The organism is Streptomyces sp. NBC_01217 (assembly GCF_035994185.1).
In the GTDB taxonomy this organism is placed as follows: domain Bacteria; phylum Actinomycetota; class Actinomycetes; order Streptomycetales; family Streptomycetaceae; genus Streptomyces.
Window position 1 is genome coordinate 3,225,232 of sequence record NZ_CP108538.1, and the last position, 15,541, is coordinate 3,240,772.

At 70.3% G+C, this 15,541-nt stretch carries 12 protein-coding genes; 11 read left to right on the forward strand and 1 reads right to left on the reverse strand.

Going from position 1 to position 15,541, the window contains the following annotated elements; translation table 11 throughout:
- Positions 1-206: 206 nt before the first annotated feature.
- Genes OG507_RS14120 through OG507_RS14135 form a run of 4 tightly spaced genes read left to right on the forward strand, consistent with a single transcriptional unit; the run spans position 207 to position 6,064 of the window.
- Complete coding sequence (locus OG507_RS14120) at positions 207-1,829, forward strand: carboxyl transferase domain-containing protein (protein ID WP_327367546.1); 1,623 nt, start codon at positions 207-209, stop codon at positions 1,827-1,829.
- Positions 1,830-1,836: 7 nt separating this feature from the next.
- Positions 1,837-3,930, forward strand: coding sequence for an acetyl/propionyl/methylcrotonyl-CoA carboxylase subunit alpha (locus OG507_RS14125; protein ID WP_327367547.1), 2,094 nt, complete (start codon positions 1,837-1,839; stop codon positions 3,928-3,930).
- Positions 3,927-4,868, forward strand: coding sequence for a hydroxymethylglutaryl-CoA lyase (locus OG507_RS14130; protein WP_327367548.1), 942 nt, complete (start codon positions 3,927-3,929; stop codon positions 4,866-4,868). Before OG507_RS14125 ends, OG507_RS14130 begins: the two co-directional genes overlap by 4 nt.
- Positions 4,869-4,897: 29 nt before the next feature.
- The gene (locus OG507_RS14135) at positions 4,898-6,064 is read left to right on the forward strand and encodes an acyl-CoA dehydrogenase family protein (RefSeq protein WP_327367549.1); all 1,167 of its coding nucleotides are present in this window, start codon (positions 4,898-4,900) and stop codon (positions 6,062-6,064) included.
- A 151-nt stretch (positions 6,065-6,215) separates the two neighbouring features.
- On the opposite strand, the gene OG507_RS14140 is transcribed toward OG507_RS14135, so the two are convergent.
- Positions 6,216-7,673 (reverse strand): MFS transporter, encoded by a 1,458-nt coding sequence (locus OG507_RS14140; protein WP_327367550.1) that lies wholly within the window; start codon positions 7,671-7,673, stop codon positions 6,216-6,218.
- 160 nt (positions 7,674-7,833) lie between these two features.
- Here OG507_RS14140 and OG507_RS14145 point away from each other — a divergent pair, with 160 nt between their 5' ends.
- The 7 genes from OG507_RS14145 to OG507_RS14175 all read left to right on the forward strand — a co-directional run bounded on the left by OG507_RS14145 (position 7,834) and on the right by OG507_RS14175 (position 15,521).
- Entirely contained in the window at positions 7,834-8,289 is a 456-nt protein-coding gene (locus tag OG507_RS14145) for a MarR family winged helix-turn-helix transcriptional regulator (protein WP_327367551.1), read from the forward strand.
- A 65-nt stretch (positions 8,290-8,354) separates the two neighbouring features.
- Positions 8,355-8,996: a GNAT family N-acetyltransferase gene (locus tag OG507_RS14150; protein ID WP_327367552.1), complete on the forward strand. Its 642-nt coding sequence runs from the start codon at positions 8,355-8,357 to the stop codon at positions 8,994-8,996.
- A gap of 222 nt (positions 8,997-9,218) precedes the next feature.
- Complete coding sequence (locus OG507_RS14155) at positions 9,219-10,091, forward strand: siderophore-interacting protein (protein WP_327367553.1); 873 nt, start codon at positions 9,219-9,221, stop codon at positions 10,089-10,091.
- A 403-nt stretch (positions 10,092-10,494) separates the two neighbouring features.
- Positions 10,495-11,943, forward strand: coding sequence for a pyridoxal phosphate-dependent decarboxylase family protein (locus tag OG507_RS14160; protein WP_327367554.1), 1,449 nt, complete (start codon positions 10,495-10,497; stop codon positions 11,941-11,943).
- A complete protein-coding gene (locus tag OG507_RS14165; RefSeq protein WP_327367555.1) occupies positions 11,927-13,204 on the forward strand; it encodes a lysine N(6)-hydroxylase/L-ornithine N(5)-oxygenase family protein in 1,278 nt (425 codons plus the stop codon). The genes OG507_RS14160 and OG507_RS14165 overlap by 17 nt, the downstream gene beginning before the upstream one ends.
- Positions 13,201-13,746 (forward strand): GNAT family N-acetyltransferase, encoded by a 546-nt coding sequence (locus OG507_RS14170; RefSeq protein WP_327367556.1) that lies wholly within the window; start codon positions 13,201-13,203, stop codon positions 13,744-13,746. Before OG507_RS14165 ends, OG507_RS14170 begins: the two co-directional genes overlap by 4 nt.
- Positions 13,746-15,521 carry an IucA/IucC family protein gene (locus tag OG507_RS14175; protein WP_442810980.1) on the forward strand — a complete coding sequence of 592 codons (1,776 nt, stop codon included), beginning with the start codon at positions 13,746-13,748 and terminating at the stop codon, positions 15,519-15,521. The genes OG507_RS14170 and OG507_RS14175 overlap by 1 nt, the downstream gene beginning before the upstream one ends.
- The last annotated feature ends 20 nt before the right edge of the window (positions 15,522-15,541 follow it).

Sequence of the window (15,541 nt, forward strand, 5' to 3'; positions counted from 1 at the left end):
AGCGCACTATGTCGATCCGCCGCCCGCGCGGGCAGCGCCATGCGCCCCGCAGGCGCGAGGGTCCGGGCCGTCGCGGCGGCGCTGGGCGTGGTGAACCGCCGGGGCACCGGCCGGGCGGCCTGGACAAGGCTGTTAGCGGTCGTTAACCTGAGGGCAGACGTTAACGCTCATTAACCACTGCGGTACGGGCAAGGGGGCTCGACAGGATGCAGCAGGCACCGGTGCTGGCGAGCGCGGCCGATCCCGCCTCCGAGGCCTGGCAGGCCAACGAGGCGGCGCATCACGCGCTCGCCGACGAGCTGCGCAAGCGGCTCGCCACGGCCAGGCTCGGCGGGGGTGAGAAGGCCCGCGCCCGGCATGTGGCGCGCGGCAAGCTGCTGCCCAGGGAGCGGGTGGACACCCTGCTCGATCCGGGTTCGCCGTTCCTGGAGCTGGCACCCCTGGCGGCCGAGGGGCTGTACGGGGGCGCCGCCCCGGCGGCCGGGGTGATCGCGGGGATCGGCCGGGTCAGTGGCCGGGAGTGCGTGATCGTCGCCAACGACGCGACCGTCAAGGGCGGCACGTACTACCCGATGACCGTGAAGAAGCACCTCCGCGCCCAGGAGGTGGCGCTGGAGAACCGGCTCCCCTGTCTGTATCTGGTCGACTCGGGCGGCGCGTTCCTGCCGATGCAGGACGAGGTCTTCCCGGACCGGGAGCACTTCGGGCGGATCTTCTACAACCAGGCCCGGATGTCGGGGGCCGGGATTCCGCAGATCGCGGCGGTGCTGGGCTCGTGCACGGCCGGTGGGGCGTACGTCCCCGCGATGAGCGACGAGGCCGTGATCGTACGGAACCAGGGCACGATCTTCCTGGGCGGGCCGCCGCTGGTGAAGGCCGCGACCGGCGAGGTCGTGACGGCGGAGGAGCTGGGCGGCGGCGAGGTGCACTCCCGTACGTCGGGCGTCACCGACCATCTCGCCGAGGACGACGCGCACGCGCTGCGGATCGTGCGGAACATCGTCGCCACGCTGCCGGAGCGCGGGGCGCTCCCGTGGTCGGTACGGACGGTCGAGGAGCCGAAGGTCGATCCCGCCGGGCTGTACGGCGCCGTCCCGGTCGATTCCCGGACGCCGTACGACGTACGGGAGGTGATCGCCCGGGTCGTCGACGGATCGCGGTTCGCCGAGTTCAAGGCGGAGTACGGCACGACGCTGATCACCGGCTTCGCCCGGATCCACGGCCACCCGGTCGGGATCGTCGCCAACAACGGCATCCTGTTCTCCGAGTCCGCCCAGAAGGGCGCCCACTTCATCGAGCTGTGCGACCAGCGCGGCATCCCGCTGGTCTTCCTGCAGAACATCTCGGGCTTCATGGTGGGGCGCGACTACGAGGCCGGTGGCATCGCCAAGCACGGCGCCAAGATGGTCACGGCCGTCGCCTGCACCCGCGTACCGAAGCTGACCGTCGTGGTCGGCGGGTCGTACGGGGCGGGCAACTACTCCATGTGCGGGCGCGCCTATTCGCCGCGCTTCCTGTGGATGTGGCCCAACGCCAAGATCTCGGTCATGGGCGGCGAGCAGGCCGCGTCCGTCCTCGCGACGGTCAAGCGCGACCAGCTGGGCGACGACTGGAGCGCAGAGGACGAAGAGGCCTTCAAGACGCCGATCCGCGAGCAGTACGAGACCCAGGGCAACGCTTACTACGCCACGGCCCGGCTCTGGGACGACGGGGTGATCGACCCGTTGGAGACCCGGCAGGTGCTGGGGCTCGCTCTGACCGCGTGTGCCAACGCCCCGCTTCCCCAAAGGGACCACACAGCGCCCGGCTTCGGCGTCTTCCGGATGTGAGGAACAGATGACGATGTTCGACACCGTTCTTGTCGCCAACCGCGGCGAGATCGCGGTCCGGGTCATCCGGACCCTGCGCGAGCTGGGTGTGCGGTCCGTCGCCGTCTTCAGCGACGCGGACGCGGACGCCCGGCATGTACGGGAGGCCGACACGGCGGTACGGATCGGGCCCGCGCCCGCCGCGATGAGCTATCTCAGCGTGCCCGCCCTGCTGGACGCGGCCCGCCGCACCGGCGCGCAGGCCGTCCACCCCGGGTACGGATTCCTCGCCGAGAACGCGGGCTTCGCGCGGGCGTGCGCGGAGGCGGGGCTGGCCTTCATCGGGCCGACCGCCGAGGCCATCTCGCTGATGGGCGACAAGATCCGGGCCAAGGAGACGGTCGCGGCGGCCGGGGTTCCCGTGGTGCCCGGCTCGGCGGGGAGCGGGCTCAGCGATGCCCAGCTGGTCGACGCGGCCCGCGAGATCGGGACGCCCGTGCTGCTGAAGCCCTCGGCGGGCGGCGGCGGCAAGGGCATGCGGCTGGTGCGTGACGAGGCGCTGCTCGCGGACGAGATCGCGGCCGCCCGGCGCGAGGCACGGGCCTCGTTCGGCGACGACACGCTGCTCGTGGAGCGGTGGATCGACCGGCCCCGGCACATCGAGATCCAGGTGCTGGCGGACACCCACGGCAACGTGGTCCACCTCGGCGAGCGCGAGTGCTCGCTGCAGCGCCGCCACCAGAAGATCATCGAGGAGGCGCCGTCCGTCCTGCTCGACGAGGAGACCCGGGCGGCGATGGGCGAGGCGGCCGTCCAGGCGGCCCGCAGCTGCGGCTACGTCGGCGCGGGCACGGTGGAGTTCATCGTCCCGGGCAACGACCCGGCCTCGTACTACTTCATGGAGATGAACACCCGCCTCCAGGTCGAGCACCCGGTGACCGAGCTGATCACCGGTCTGGACCTGGTGGAGTGGCAGCTCAGGGTCGCGGCGGGCGAGCAACTCCCGTACGGGCAGAAGGACATCACACTCACCGGCCATGCCATCGAGGCCCGGATCTGCGCGGAGGACCCGTTCCGCGGTTTCCTGCCGTCCGGTGGCACGGTGCTCGCCCTGCACGAACCGCAGGGCAACGGCGTACGGACGGACTCCGGGCTCGGCGCGGGCGGCGAGGTCGGCAGCCTGTACGACCCGATGCTGTCGAAGGTCATCGCCTACGGCCCCGACCGCGCCGCCGCCCTGCGCCGGCTGCGCGCGGCGCTCGCGGACACGGTGATCCTCGGCGTCCCGACGAACGCCGGATTCCTGCGCCGGCTGCTCGCCCACCCGGCGGTGGTGGCGGGCGATCTGGACACCGGTCTGGTGGAGCGCGAGGTGGCCGGGCTGGTGCCGGAGGGGGTGCCGGAGGAGGTGTACGCGGCGGCGGCGCTGCTGCGGCAGGGCCCACCGGCGTCCACACCCCCCGCGGCCGCCCCCGGCTGGGTGGACCCGTTCTCGGTGGCGAACGGCTGGCGACTGGGCGGCACCCCGGCGCGCACGGTGCTCGACTTCCGGCTGCCGGGCCACGACCCGGTGCAGGTGTCGCTGCGCTCCTGCCCGACGGGCACGGAGCTGACGTTCGGCCATGTCGGAGAGGGCGCGCAGCCGCCGGAGCCCGCGACGGGCGCCTGCGGCCCGCTGGCTCCGATGCCCGGCGGCAGGGAGACGGCCAGGCTGATCGAGCTGTCCCCGCACCACCTCACCCTCGAACTCGCCGGTGTCACCCACAGGTTCACCCATGCCGCGTCGCCGGACGGGACCTGGCTGGGCCGCGAGGGCGACACCTGGCACGTACAGGATCACGACCCCGTGGAGGCGTCGCTCGCCGGTGCCGCCCGGTCCGGCGCGGACACGCTGGCCGCGCCGATGCCCGGCACCGTCACGGTCGTGAAGGTGGCCGTCGGGGACGAGGTCGTGGCCGGTCAGAGCCTGCTCGTCGTGGAGGCGATGAAGATGGAACACGTCATCTCCGCCCCGCACGCCGGGACCGTGACCGAGCTGGACGTCACCGCCGGTGCCACGGTGGCCATGGACCAGATCCTGGCCGTGGTGGCACCCGCGGCCGAACCCGGGGAGGACGCATGACCACCACCCGCACCCTGCCCATGACCGTGCCCGCCCAGGATCTGCCCCCACGGGTACGCATCCATGAGGTCGGCGCCCGCGACGGGCTGCAGAACGAGAAGTCCGTCGTGCCGACCGAGGTGAAGGCGGAGTTCATCCACCGCCTGGCCGCGGCGGGTCTGACCACCATCGAGGCGACCAGCTTCGTGCACCCCAAGTGGGTGCCCCAACTGGCCGACGCGGAGGACCTGTTCCCCCGGCTCGGCGACATCGGGGGCGTCGCCCTGCCCGTGCTCGTGCCGAACGAGCGCGGCCTGGACCGGGCGCTGGCGCTCGGCGCCCGCCGTATCGCCGTGTTCGGCTCGGCGACCGAGACGTTCGCCGCCCGCAATCTCAACCGTACGGTCGACGAGTCGCTCGCCATGTTCGAGCCGGTCGTCGCCCGGGCCAAGGCCGACAAGGTGCATGTCCGCGGCTATCTGTCGATGTGCTTCGGCGACCCGTGGGAGGGGCCCGTCCCCGTCCACCAGGTCGTCCGGGTCGCCAAGGCGCTCATCGACCTCGGCTGCGACGAACTCTCCCTCGGCGACACGATCGGCGTCGCCACACCCGGCCATGTGCAGGATCTGCTCTCCGAGCTGAACGAGGAGGGCGTGCGCACCGACACCATCGGCGTGCACTTCCACGACACCTACGGCCAGGCGCTCTCCAACACACTCGCCGCGCTCCAGCACGGTGTCACCACCGTGGACGCCTCCGCGGGCGGCCTCGGCGGCTGCCCGTACGCGAAGAGCGCGACCGGAAACCTCGCCACCGAAGACCTCGTGTGGATGCTCGACGGCCTCGGCATCGAAACCGGGGTCGACCTCGACGGGCTCACCGCCACCAGCGTGTGGCTCGCCGAACAGCTGGGCCGACCCAGCCCGTCCCGTACCGTCCGCGCGCTCTCGGTGCGATAAACACAGTCCCACAAGGAGTGATCCCTGCCATGCCTCTGGACCACCGGCTGACCGCCGAGCACGAGGAACTGCGCCGCACCGTCGAGGAGTTCGCGCACGATGTGATCGCGCCGAAGATCGGCGACTTCTACGAGCGCCATGAGTTCCCGTACGAGATCGTGCGGGAGATGGGACGGATGGGCCTGTTCGGGCTGCCGTTCCCGGAGGAGTACGGCGGCATGGGCGGCGACTACCTCGCCCTCGGGATCGCCCTTGAGGAGCTGGCCCGGGTCGACTCGTCCGTGGCGATCACGCTGGAGGCCGGGGTCTCGCTCGGCGCGATGCCGGTCTACCACTTCGGTACGGAGGAGCAGAAGCGGCAGTGGCTGCCGAAGCTCTGCTCGGGCGAGGCGCTCGGCGCGTTCGGCCTGACCGAGCCCGACGCCGGCTCGGACGCGGGCGGCACCCGCACGACGGCCGTGCGCGACGAGGCCACGGGCGAGTGGGTGATCAACGGCTCCAAGTGCTTCATCACCAACTCCGGTACGGACATCACGGAACTGGTCACGGTGACGGCGGTGACCGGCCGCAAGGAGAACGGCGCCCCGCTCATCTCCTCGATCATCGTGCCGTCCGGCACCCCCGGGTTCACGGTCGCCGCCCCGTACTCCAAGGTCGGCTGGAACGCCTCCGACACCCGCGAACTGTCCTTCGCCGACGTCCGCGTGCCCCTGGCGAACCTGCTGGGCGAGGAGGGCCGCGGCTACGCCCAGTTCCTGCGCATCCTGGACGAGGGCCGGATCGCCATCGCCGCCCTGTCCACGGGCCTGGCGCAGGGCTGTGTGGACGAGTCGGTGAAGTACGCCAAGGAGCGCCACGCCTTCGGCAGGCCGATCGGCGCCAACCAGGCCATCCAGTTCAAGATCGCGGACATGGAGACGCGCGCCCACATGGCCCGCATCGGCTGGCGTGACGCGGCCTCGCGCCTGGTGGCGGGCGAACCCTTCAAGAAGGAGGCGGCGATCGCGAAGCTGTACTCCTCGACGGTCGCGGTGGACAACGCCCGCGAGGCGACCCAGATCCACGGCGGCTACGGCTTCATGAACGAGTACCCGGTGGCCAGGATGTGGCGCGACTCCAAGATCCTGGAGATCGGCGAGGGCACGAGCGAGGTGCAGCGCATGCTGATCGCGAGGGAGCTGGGCCTGCCGGCCTGACGTGGGCCGGGCCGCGTCGGGCCGTATTCGTCGGTCCGTGTTCGTCAGGCCGTGTTCGTCAAGCGGTCTTCGTCAGACCGTGTTCGTCGACCGGTGGCCGCGTGAGCCGCCACCGGTCGACGAGCCGGGTTCCCCGCACCTGGACAGCAGGTCAGGCCTTGACCGTGGCCTGCTCGGACATGGCGCCGGTGTCGCTCTCTCCGGGCCCGGCCGTGACACGGCGCACGGCCGGGATGAAGGCCGCGATCGCCGCGGCGACCAGGGCGACGCCGCAGCCGAGCAGCAGTCCTGTGCGGAAGCCGTCCTCGGACGTGAAGGTGTAGCCGCCGGCGGTGACGTTCATGTGGGAGAGGACCACACCGATCACGGCGGCGCCGATCGATGTGCCGAGGGCGCGCATGAGTGTGTTGAAGCCGTTGGCGGCGGCGGTCTCGGACAGCGGAACCGAGCTCATGATCAGTGCGGGCATCGCACCGTACGCCAGGCCCACACCGCTGCTGATCACCATGCCCACCACCATGAGGCCCCATGCGGAGCCCATGAGTGCCAGTGACAGGCCGTAGCCGCCCGCGACGACCAGGACGCCGCAGACCAGGGTGAACTTCGGGCCACGGGCGTCGCTGAGCTTTCCGCCGAGCGGGGAGATGATCATCATCATGATGCCGCCGGGTGCCAGCCACAGGCCCGCCGCGAGCATCGACTGGCCCAGGCCGTAGCCGGTGGCGGCGGGGAACTGCAGAAGCTGCGGCGAGATCAGCATGCTGGCGTACATGCCGAAGCCGACGAAGACGGAGGCGAGGTTGGTCATCAGCACCCGGGGGCGCGCGGTGGTGCGCAGGTCGATCAGCGGATCCCGGGTTCGCATCTCCCACAGCCCCCAGGCGACCAGCACCACGACGGAGGCGGCGAACAGGCCGAGCGTGGTGGCCGAGCCCCAGCCCCAGTCGGCGCCCTTGGAGACCGCGAGCAGCAGGCAGACCAGGCCCACCCCGAGGCCGAGCGCACCGAGCACGTCGAACCGCTGGCCCTTGGCACCGGCCGGCACGTCGGGGATCAGGAACCAGATCAGCACCGCGACCACCGCGGCCAGGCCGGCGGAGCCCCAGAACAGCACCCGCCAGTTCGTGTACTGAGCCACCGCCGCGGCGATCGGCAGGCCGAGGGCGCCGCCGATTCCCATGGAGGCGCTGACCAGCGCGATGGAGGAACTGAGCTTTTCCGCCGGGACCACGTCACGCAGCAGGGCGATTCCGAGCGGCAGCACACCCATGCCCATGCCCTGCAGACCGCGGCCGACGATCATGGGGACGACGGTGGAGGAGAGCGCGCACACCACCGAACCCGCCACCAGCGGCACCGCACACACGAGAAGCATCCGGCGCTTGCCGACCATGTCGCCCAGGCGTCCGGAGACGGGCACGCAGACAGCCGACACCAGCAGGGTGACGGTGATCACCCACGCCGCGTTCGAAGGGGTGGTGTTCAGGATCTGCGGCAGCTCCGCGATGAGCGGGGTGACCAGGGTCTGCATGATCGCCGCAGTGGTGCCGGCGATTGCCAGCGTGGCCACTACGCCGCCTGAACGAGCTGATGGCTGGGGGGCACCCATCCGGGACTCCTCGGGTGTTTGTCGGAAGAAGCTTATGCATCGTACATACTTTATGTATCAGGCACGCTATATGTATGCTGCACAAGTCTGTGGGAGAATGGAGGCGGGCCATCCGGAAACGTGCCGGGGTGCCCGGACGACAGCTGGAGGCGGCAGGCGCATGATCAGGCCCACACACGAGGTCGAGTACGAGCAGATGCTCCTCAGCCGCCACGGCCTCCTGCAGAACAAGGGCGGCCGCCGCAAGGACGGCCTGATGGACCGCAGCGCCTACATCCTGCTCAGCCGTATACGCGTCCAGGGGCCGATGTCGATCGGCGAACTCAGCGACGCCTTCGGACTCGACGCCTCCACCCTCAACCGGCAGACCGCGGCGGCCATGCGCGCCGGGCTCGTGGAACGCATCCCGGACCCCGAAGGCGGAATGGCCCGCAAGTTCCGGATCACCGACGAGGGTGCGCGCATGCTCGACGAGGAACGCGAGGGCCTCGTCCACTCCCTGGAGCGAGTCATGACCGACTGGTCGGACGAGGACATCGCCGGCTTCGCCGCGTACCTGAGGCGCTTCAACACCGACATCGAACGCCTGGGCGGCCGCCCCTGGCCCCGCCCGTGACCCTTCGCGCCCGGCGCGGCGCAATTCGTTCGACAGGGCCCAGCGCCGAGCGGCAGAGTCCGTACATGACGTCGCAGCACTGGCCCCTGTACGGGCTTCGCCTCCGCACGCCCCGTCTGGAACTCCGGCTCCCGGACCTGGAGTTGCTGGACGAACTCGCGTCGGTGGCCGCCGCTGGGGTGCATCCGGCGGCCGAGATGCCGTTCACCGTTCCCTGGACCGACGTGCCGCCCGCCGAGTGCGGCAGGGCCGTGTTCCAGCATGTGCTGGCCACCGTCGCCAACTGGTCCACGCGGGACTGGGCGCTGAGCCTCGCCGTGTTGCACGAGGGCAGGGCGGTCGGGCGGCAGGACGTGATGGCGAAGGACTTCGGTGTGACCCGTGAGGTCAGCACCGGCTCATGGCTGGGGCTCGCCCATCAGGGGCGGGGCATCGGCACCGAGATGCGGGCCGCCGCCCTGCATCTCGCCTTCGCCGGGCTCGGGGCGCGGGCCGCGGCCTCGGCCGCCATGACCGACAACCCGCGCTCGTTGGGTGTCTCGCGCCGGCTCGGCTATCTGCCGGACGGGCTGGAGGTCGCCGCGGTACGGGGTGCGCCCGTCACTCTCCAGCGACTGCGGCTGGACCGTTCCCGCTGGGAGGAGTTCCGGGCCGTCGACGTGACGGTCGAGGGGCTCGGCGGATGCCTGGAGGAGTTCGACGCATGACCCTTCCGGTGCGTGCGTACGCGCTGCCGGGAGGGCTACGTGGCGACCCGGCTCGCCGACATCACCGCCACCCTGCGAGCCCGCACGGTGGGCGGCGGGGTCCTCGTCCGGTGAGCGGTCCCGGGGCACCCGCGTACATTCAATGAGGTTAGGCTAACCTTTCCTCGAACACGCCGACGGTCGATCCCCGGCTTCGCTTCCGGTTCCTGGGAGGAGCCCCGCATGACGACGTCCGTCGCGCCCCCTGTCGCCCCGTTCCGGTTCTTCGGTCTGACCGTCACGCGGACCCGGCGGCTCGGACCCTCCATGCTCCGGATCACCTTCGGCGGCCCGGGACTCGACGGCTTCGCCGCCGGAGGCCGCGACCAGAGCCTGTCGCTGTTCCTGCCGCATCCCGGCCAGCCGGAACCAGTCGTTCCGGTCGATGAAGACGGCAACTGGTTCGCCGCCTGGCGCGCACTTCCGGACAACGTACGGGCCGTCATGCGCTCGTACACCGTGCGCGCCCAGCGCCGCACGCCCGACGGTTCCACCGAGATCGACATCGACTTCGCACTGCACGAGGACGGCGGGCCCGCCTGCCGCTGGGCCGCCGCGGCCTCCCCCGGTGATCCCCTCAAGGCGCTGGGCCCGGCCGTCGAGGACAACACCTCCGTCCGCTTCCGCCCTCCGCAGGACACCGACTGGGTGCTGATCTGGGCCGACGAGACCGCCCTGCCCGCCGCCTCCGCCGCCCTGGAGTGGCTGCCGGCCGGCATGAACGCCCGGGTCTGGCTGGAGGTCCGGCACACCGAGGACCGCCAGGCCCTCAACACCGCCGCAAAGGCCCGGATCACCTGGCTCGTACGGGACGAGGGCGCACCCGCCGCGGTGGAGGCCGTCCGGGCGGCCGAACTCCCCGAGGGGACGCCGTACGTCTGGATCGCGGGCGAGTCCTCGCAGGTGCGGGCGGTGCGCCGTCACCTCGTACAGGAACGGCGGTTCGACCGCAGACGCGTGACGTTCGTCGGGTACTGGCGTCGCGGGCTGAGCGAGGAGCAGCTGCGCGAGGTGGCGGAGACGGCGGAGACGGCGGAGACCGCCGCGGACGAGTAGGCCGCCCACCGGTCGCCGGTCGCGCCGTACAGGCCGCCGAACGGTCGTCAGTCGTGCACCGGGCAGGCCATCGACCGGTGTCCAGCCGCGACCGGACGCGTCGCCGAACAGCCGTCACCCACCGCCGGACACGTTGTCGACCAGCCGTCACCCATCACCGGACACGCCGTCAGCCGGCCCTCACGCCCGGCCCGGTCGACCGAACCCCACCGATCACCCCCGCACGCCCGCACGCAGGCCGAATGCGGTCACCCCTTGCCTGCAATTCGGACAATCCACACTCCCTCAGGGGCCGGGAACATGCAGAAGTTAGGTTAGGCTAACCTTACTTCGACATTGGGTCCTCGCCCCCTCCTTCTGTCCTGAGGACCGATGAAGTCCCCGCACCCGGGAGGACCCCTTCATGCGTTCGCACCTGCTCAACGACACGACCGCGGAGCAATACCGACGCTCCGTGACCGCAGGAGTCGAACGGGTCGCAGCCAAACTCGCCGCCACAGACCGGCCGTTCACCGGAGTCTCCGTCGACGAGCTCACTCCCGTCGTCGACGCGATCGATCTGGACCGGCCACTGGGCGATGCGTCCGCCGCGCTCGACGAACTCGACCGCGTCTACCTGCGCGACGCCGTCTACTTCCACCACCCCCGCTACCTGGGCCACCTCAACTGCCCGGTCGTCATCCCCGCCGTCCTCGGCGAAGCCGTGCTCTCGGCCGTCAACTCCTCCCTGGACACCTGGGACCAGAGCGCCGGCGGCACCCTGATCGAGCGGCGGCTGATCGACTGGACCGCGGCCAGGATCGGACTCGGGCCGGCCGCGGACGGCATCTTCACCAGCGGTGGTACGCAGTCCAATCTGCAGGCCCTGCTGCTCGCCCGCGAAGAGGCCAAGGTGCTGCCGCACCAGCTCACCCGGCTGCGCATATTCACCTCCGAGTGCAGCCACTTCAGCGTGCAGAAGTCGGCGAAGCTCCTCGGCCTCGGACCGGACTCGGTCGTCGCCGTCCCCGTCGACCACAACAAGCGCATGCAGACCGTGGCCCTGGCCCGCGCGCTGAAACAGTGTGCCGCCGAGGACGCCGTCCCGATGGCGGTCGTCGCCACCGCGGGCACCACCGACTTCGGCTCCATCGACCCGCTGCCCGAGATCGCCGCGCTCTGCGAGCAGTTCTCCGCCTGGATGCACGTCGATGCCGCGTACGGCTGCGGGCTGCTGGCCTCACGCGCACGCCGCCATCTCCTCGACGGCATCGAGCGCGCCGACTCGGTCACCGTGGACTACCACAAGTCCTTCTTCCAGCCGGTGAGTTCGTCCGCCGTGCTGGTCCGCGACCGGGCCACGCTGCGCCATGCCACGTACCACGCCGAGTACCTCAACCCGCAGCGGACGGCCGCCGAGCGCATCCCCAACCAGGTGGACAAGTCGCTGCAGACCACCCGCCGGTTCGACGCCCTGAAACTGTGGATGACGCTGCGCGTCATGGGCGCGGACGGCATCGGCGAGCTCTTCGACGAGGTCTGCGACCTGGCCGCCGAGGGCTGGCGGCTGCTCGCCGCCGACCCGCGCTTCGATGTCGTCGTCGAGCCCCGGCTGTCCACGCTGGTGTTCCGCTACATCCCGTCGGGCATCACCGCGCCGACCGAGATCGACCGGGCCAATCTCCATGCCCGCAAGGCCCTCTTCGCATCCGGCGAGGCCGTGGTCGCCGGTACGAAGGTCGGCGGCCGCCAGTACCTGAAATTCACTCTACTCAACCCCGAAACGACCGCGCGGGACATCTCCGCGGTACTCGACCTGATCGCCGGCCACGCCGAGCAGTACCTGGGAGACTCCCTTGACCGCGCTTCCTGAACCCCACGACTTCATCGGTATCGGGCTCGGCCCGTTCAACCTCGGGCTCGCCTGCCTGACCGAGCCGATCGACGAGCTGAACGGGGTGTTCCTGGAGTCCAAGCCGGACTTCGAATGGCACTCCGGGATGTTCCTCGAAGGGGCCCACCTCCAGACGCCCTTCATGTCGGACCTGGTCACGATGGCCGACCCGACCTCGCCGTACTCCTTCCTGAACTACCTCAAGGAACGCGGACGGCTGTACTCCTTCTACATCCGGGAGAACTTCTACCCGCTGCGGACCGAGTACAACGACTACTGTCGCTGGGCCGCCGCCAAACTGAGCAGCATCCGATTCAACGAGACCGTCGAGTCGGTCACGTACGACGAGAGCACCGCGCTCTACACCGTCCGTACCGTCAACGGCGGCGTCCTGCGGGCCCCCCGGCTCGTGCTCGGCACCGGCACTCCCCCGTACATCCCGGAGGCCTGCCGGGACCTGGGCGGCGACTTCCTGCACAACTCCCGCTATCTGGAGGGGAAAGCCGCTCTCCAGGCCAAGAAGTCCATCACCCTCGTCGGCAGCGGGCAGAGCGCGGCGGAGATCTACTACGACCTGCTCTCCGAGATCGACGTGCACGGCTACCGGCTCAACTGGGTGACGCGCTCGCCGCGGTTCTTCCCGCTGGAGTACACCAAGCTGACGCTGGAGATGACCTCCCCGGAGTACATCGACTACTTCCACGCACTGCCCGAGGAGACCCGCTACCGCCTGGAGTCCGGACAGAAGGGCCTCTTCAAGGGCATCGACGGCGAGCTGATCGACGCGATCTTCGACCTGCTCTACCAGAAGAACCTGCCCGGCCCCGTACCGACCCGGCTGCTCACCAACTCCTCGCTGAACAGTGCGGGTTACGAGGAGAGCAGCGGTACGTACACGCTGGGGCTGCACCAGGAGGAGCAGGGCAGGGACTACACCCTCACCTCCGAGGGCCTGATCCTCGCCACCGGCTACCGCTACGCCCCGCCGGCCTTCCTGGAGCCGATCGCCGACCGGCTGCGCCACGACAGCCGGGGCCGCTTCGACGTGGCCCGCAACTACTCCATCGACATCACCGGGCGCGGCGTCTTCCTCCAGAACGCGAGCACGCACACCCACTCGATCACCTCGCCCGACCTGGGCATGGGTCCCTACCGCAACGCGTACATCATCGGCGAACTGCTCGGCCGTGAGTACTACCAGGTCGAGAAGTCCATAGCCTTCCAGGAGTTCGCCGTATGACCATCGATCCCGGTGTCTTCACCACCCGCCCGCTGGACCCTCTCGCCGACGCCGAGCTGGTGCACGGCTGGGTCACCCACCCCAAGGCCGCCTTCTGGCTGATGGGCGACGCGAAGCTCCAGGACGTGGAGCGGGAGTACATGGCGATCGCCGCCCACCCGCACCACGACGCCTTCGTCGGACTGCACAACGGGGAGCCCGCCTTCCTGATGGAGCGGTACGACCCCACCGAGGTCGAGCTCAAGGGGCTGTACGAGGCCGAGCCCGGCGACATCGGGATGCACTTCCTGACCGCCCCGACCGACACCCCGCTGCACGGCTTCACGCTCGGCGTGATCACCGCCGTGATGGAGACGCTGTTCGCCGACCCGTCCGTACGCCGGGTCGTCGTCGAGCCCGATGTACGCAACAGCGCGGTGCACGCCCTCAACAAGGAGGTCGGCTTCGAGGTGCTGCGCGAGATCGCCAAGCCGGAGAAGGACGCCCTGCTCAGCGCGTGCACCCGGGAACAGTTCGCCGCAGCGACCGGAGGCCGTGCCTGATGTCCTCCCCCATCGACGGCGTCGCCCATCTCACCCCCGGGCACTGGGCCACCGCCAACCGGCTGCTGATCCGCAAGGCGCTCGCCGAGTTCAGCCATGAGCGGCTGCTGACGCCCGCACCGCTCGGCGACGACCGCTACTCGGTGCGCAGCGACGACGCGGCGACCGAGTACCGCTTCGCCGCCCGGCTCTTCGCCCTCGACCACTGGCAGGTCGAGGCCGGCTCGATCACCCGGCACCGGCACGGCTCCGAACTGCCCTTGGACGCGGGCGAGTTCTTCGTCGAGCTGCGCTCCACGCTCGGTCTGTCGGCGGAGATCCTCCCGGTCTATCTGGAGGAGATCTCCTCCACCCTGGCCGGCACCGCGTACAAGCTGACCAAGCCGCCCGTCACCTCCGCCGAGCTGGTCCGGGCCGGTTTCCAGGCCATCGAGACCGGCATGACCGAGGGCCACCCCTGCTTCGTCGCCAACAACGGGCGGCTCGGCTTCGGCGTGGACGAGTACCGGGCGTACGCCCCCGAGGCGGCGTCCGAGATCCGTCTGGTCTGGCTCGCCGCCCGCCGCGACCGCGCCACCTTCACGGCCGGCGCCGGGCTCGACTACGAAACGCTGATCGCGGACGAGCTGGGCGGGGAGACCCTGGCCCGGTTCGCCGCCACGATGACCGGCCTCGGGCTCGACCTCGACGACTATCTGCTGATCCCCGTCCACCCCTGGCAGTGGTGGAACAAGCTGGCCGTCACCTTCGCCGGGGAACTGGCGCAGCGGCATCTGGTCTGCCTGGGCGAGGGCGACGACGCGTACCTCGCGCAGCAGTCCATCCGTACGTTCTTCAACACCAGCAACCCGGACCGGCATTACGTCAAGACGGCGCTTTCCGTCCTGAACATGGGCTTCATGCGCGGGCTCTCCGCCGCGTACATGGAGGCCACCCCCGCGATCAACGACTGGCTGGCCGAGCTGGTCGAGCGCGACGAGCTGCTGCGCGAGGCCCGCTTCTCGATCATCCGGGAGCGGGCGGCCATCGGGTACCACCACCGGACGTACGAGGCGGCCACCGCCAAGGGCTCCCCGTATCTGAAGATGCTCGCCGCGCTGTGGCGGGAGAGCCCCGTACCGGGCCTCGCACCCGGCGAGCGGGTCGCGACCATGGCCTCGCTGCTCCACACCGACCACGAGGGCGGCTCCGTCGCCGCTGCGCTGATCGCCGAGTCGGGGCTGGAGCCCGCGGTGTGGCTGCGCCACTACCTGGACGCGTACCTGGTGCCGGTGCTGCACAGCTTCTACGCGTACGACCTGGTGTTCATGCCGCATGGCGAGAACGTCATCCTGGTCGTCGAGGACGGGGTCGTACGGCGCACGGTCTTCAAGGACATCGCCGAGGAGATCGCGGTCATGGACCCGGACGCGGTGCTGCCGCCCCAGGTCGAGCGGATCCGGGCCGAGGTGCCCGAGGACATGAAACTCCTCTCGGTCCTCACCGATGTCTTCGACTGCTTCCTGCGCTTCCTGGGCGCGGGGCTGGCCGGTGAGGGCGTGCTCGACGAGGTGACGTTCTGGCGGACGGTCGCCGAATGCGTCACCGGGTACCAGGAGTCGGTGCCGTATCTCGCCGACAAGTTCAAGCAGTACGACATATTCGCCGAGGAGTTCGCGCGGTCCTGCCTGAACCGGCTGCAGCTGCGGAACAACAAGCAGATGGTCGATCTGACCGATCCTTCGGGGGCGCTCCAGCTGATCGGCACGCTGAGGAACCCGATCGCGGGGCTCTAGACCGTCGTTGCCCCGGTCGC

What these genes read in the sequence shown, in the direction of transcription:
- OG507_RS14125 (WP_327367547.1), top strand. Translation starts at nt 1,837, where the DNA reads ATGACGATGTTCGACACCGTTCTTGTCGCCAACCGCGGCGAGATCGCG.
- OG507_RS14150 (WP_327367552.1), top strand. Translation starts at nt 8,355, where the DNA reads ATGACGTCGCAGCACTGGCCCCTGTACGGGCTTCGCCTCCGCACGCCC.
- OG507_RS14130 (WP_327367548.1), top strand. Translation starts at nt 3,927, where the DNA reads ATGACCACCACCCGCACCCTGCCCATGACCGTGCCCGCCCAGGATCTG.
- OG507_RS14140 (WP_327367550.1), bottom strand. Translation starts at nt 7,673, where the DNA reads ATGGGTGCCCCCCAGCCATCAGCTCGTTCAGGCGGCGTAGTGGCCACG.
- OG507_RS14145 (WP_327367551.1), top strand. Translation starts at nt 7,834, where the DNA reads ATGATCAGGCCCACACACGAGGTCGAGTACGAGCAGATGCTCCTCAGC.
- OG507_RS14155 (WP_327367553.1), top strand. Translation starts at nt 9,219, where the DNA reads ATGACGACGTCCGTCGCGCCCCCTGTCGCCCCGTTCCGGTTCTTCGGT.
- OG507_RS14160 (WP_327367554.1), top strand. Translation starts at nt 10,495, where the DNA reads ATGCGTTCGCACCTGCTCAACGACACGACCGCGGAGCAATACCGACGC.
- OG507_RS14175 (WP_442810980.1), top strand. Translation starts at nt 13,746, where the DNA reads ATGTCCTCCCCCATCGACGGCGTCGCCCATCTCACCCCCGGGCACTGG.
- OG507_RS14135 (WP_327367549.1), top strand. Translation starts at nt 4,898, where the DNA reads ATGCCTCTGGACCACCGGCTGACCGCCGAGCACGAGGAACTGCGCCGC.
- OG507_RS14120 (WP_327367546.1), top strand. Translation starts at nt 207, where the DNA reads ATGCAGCAGGCACCGGTGCTGGCGAGCGCGGCCGATCCCGCCTCCGAG.
- OG507_RS14170 (WP_327367556.1), top strand. Translation starts at nt 13,201, where the DNA reads ATGACCATCGATCCCGGTGTCTTCACCACCCGCCCGCTGGACCCTCTC.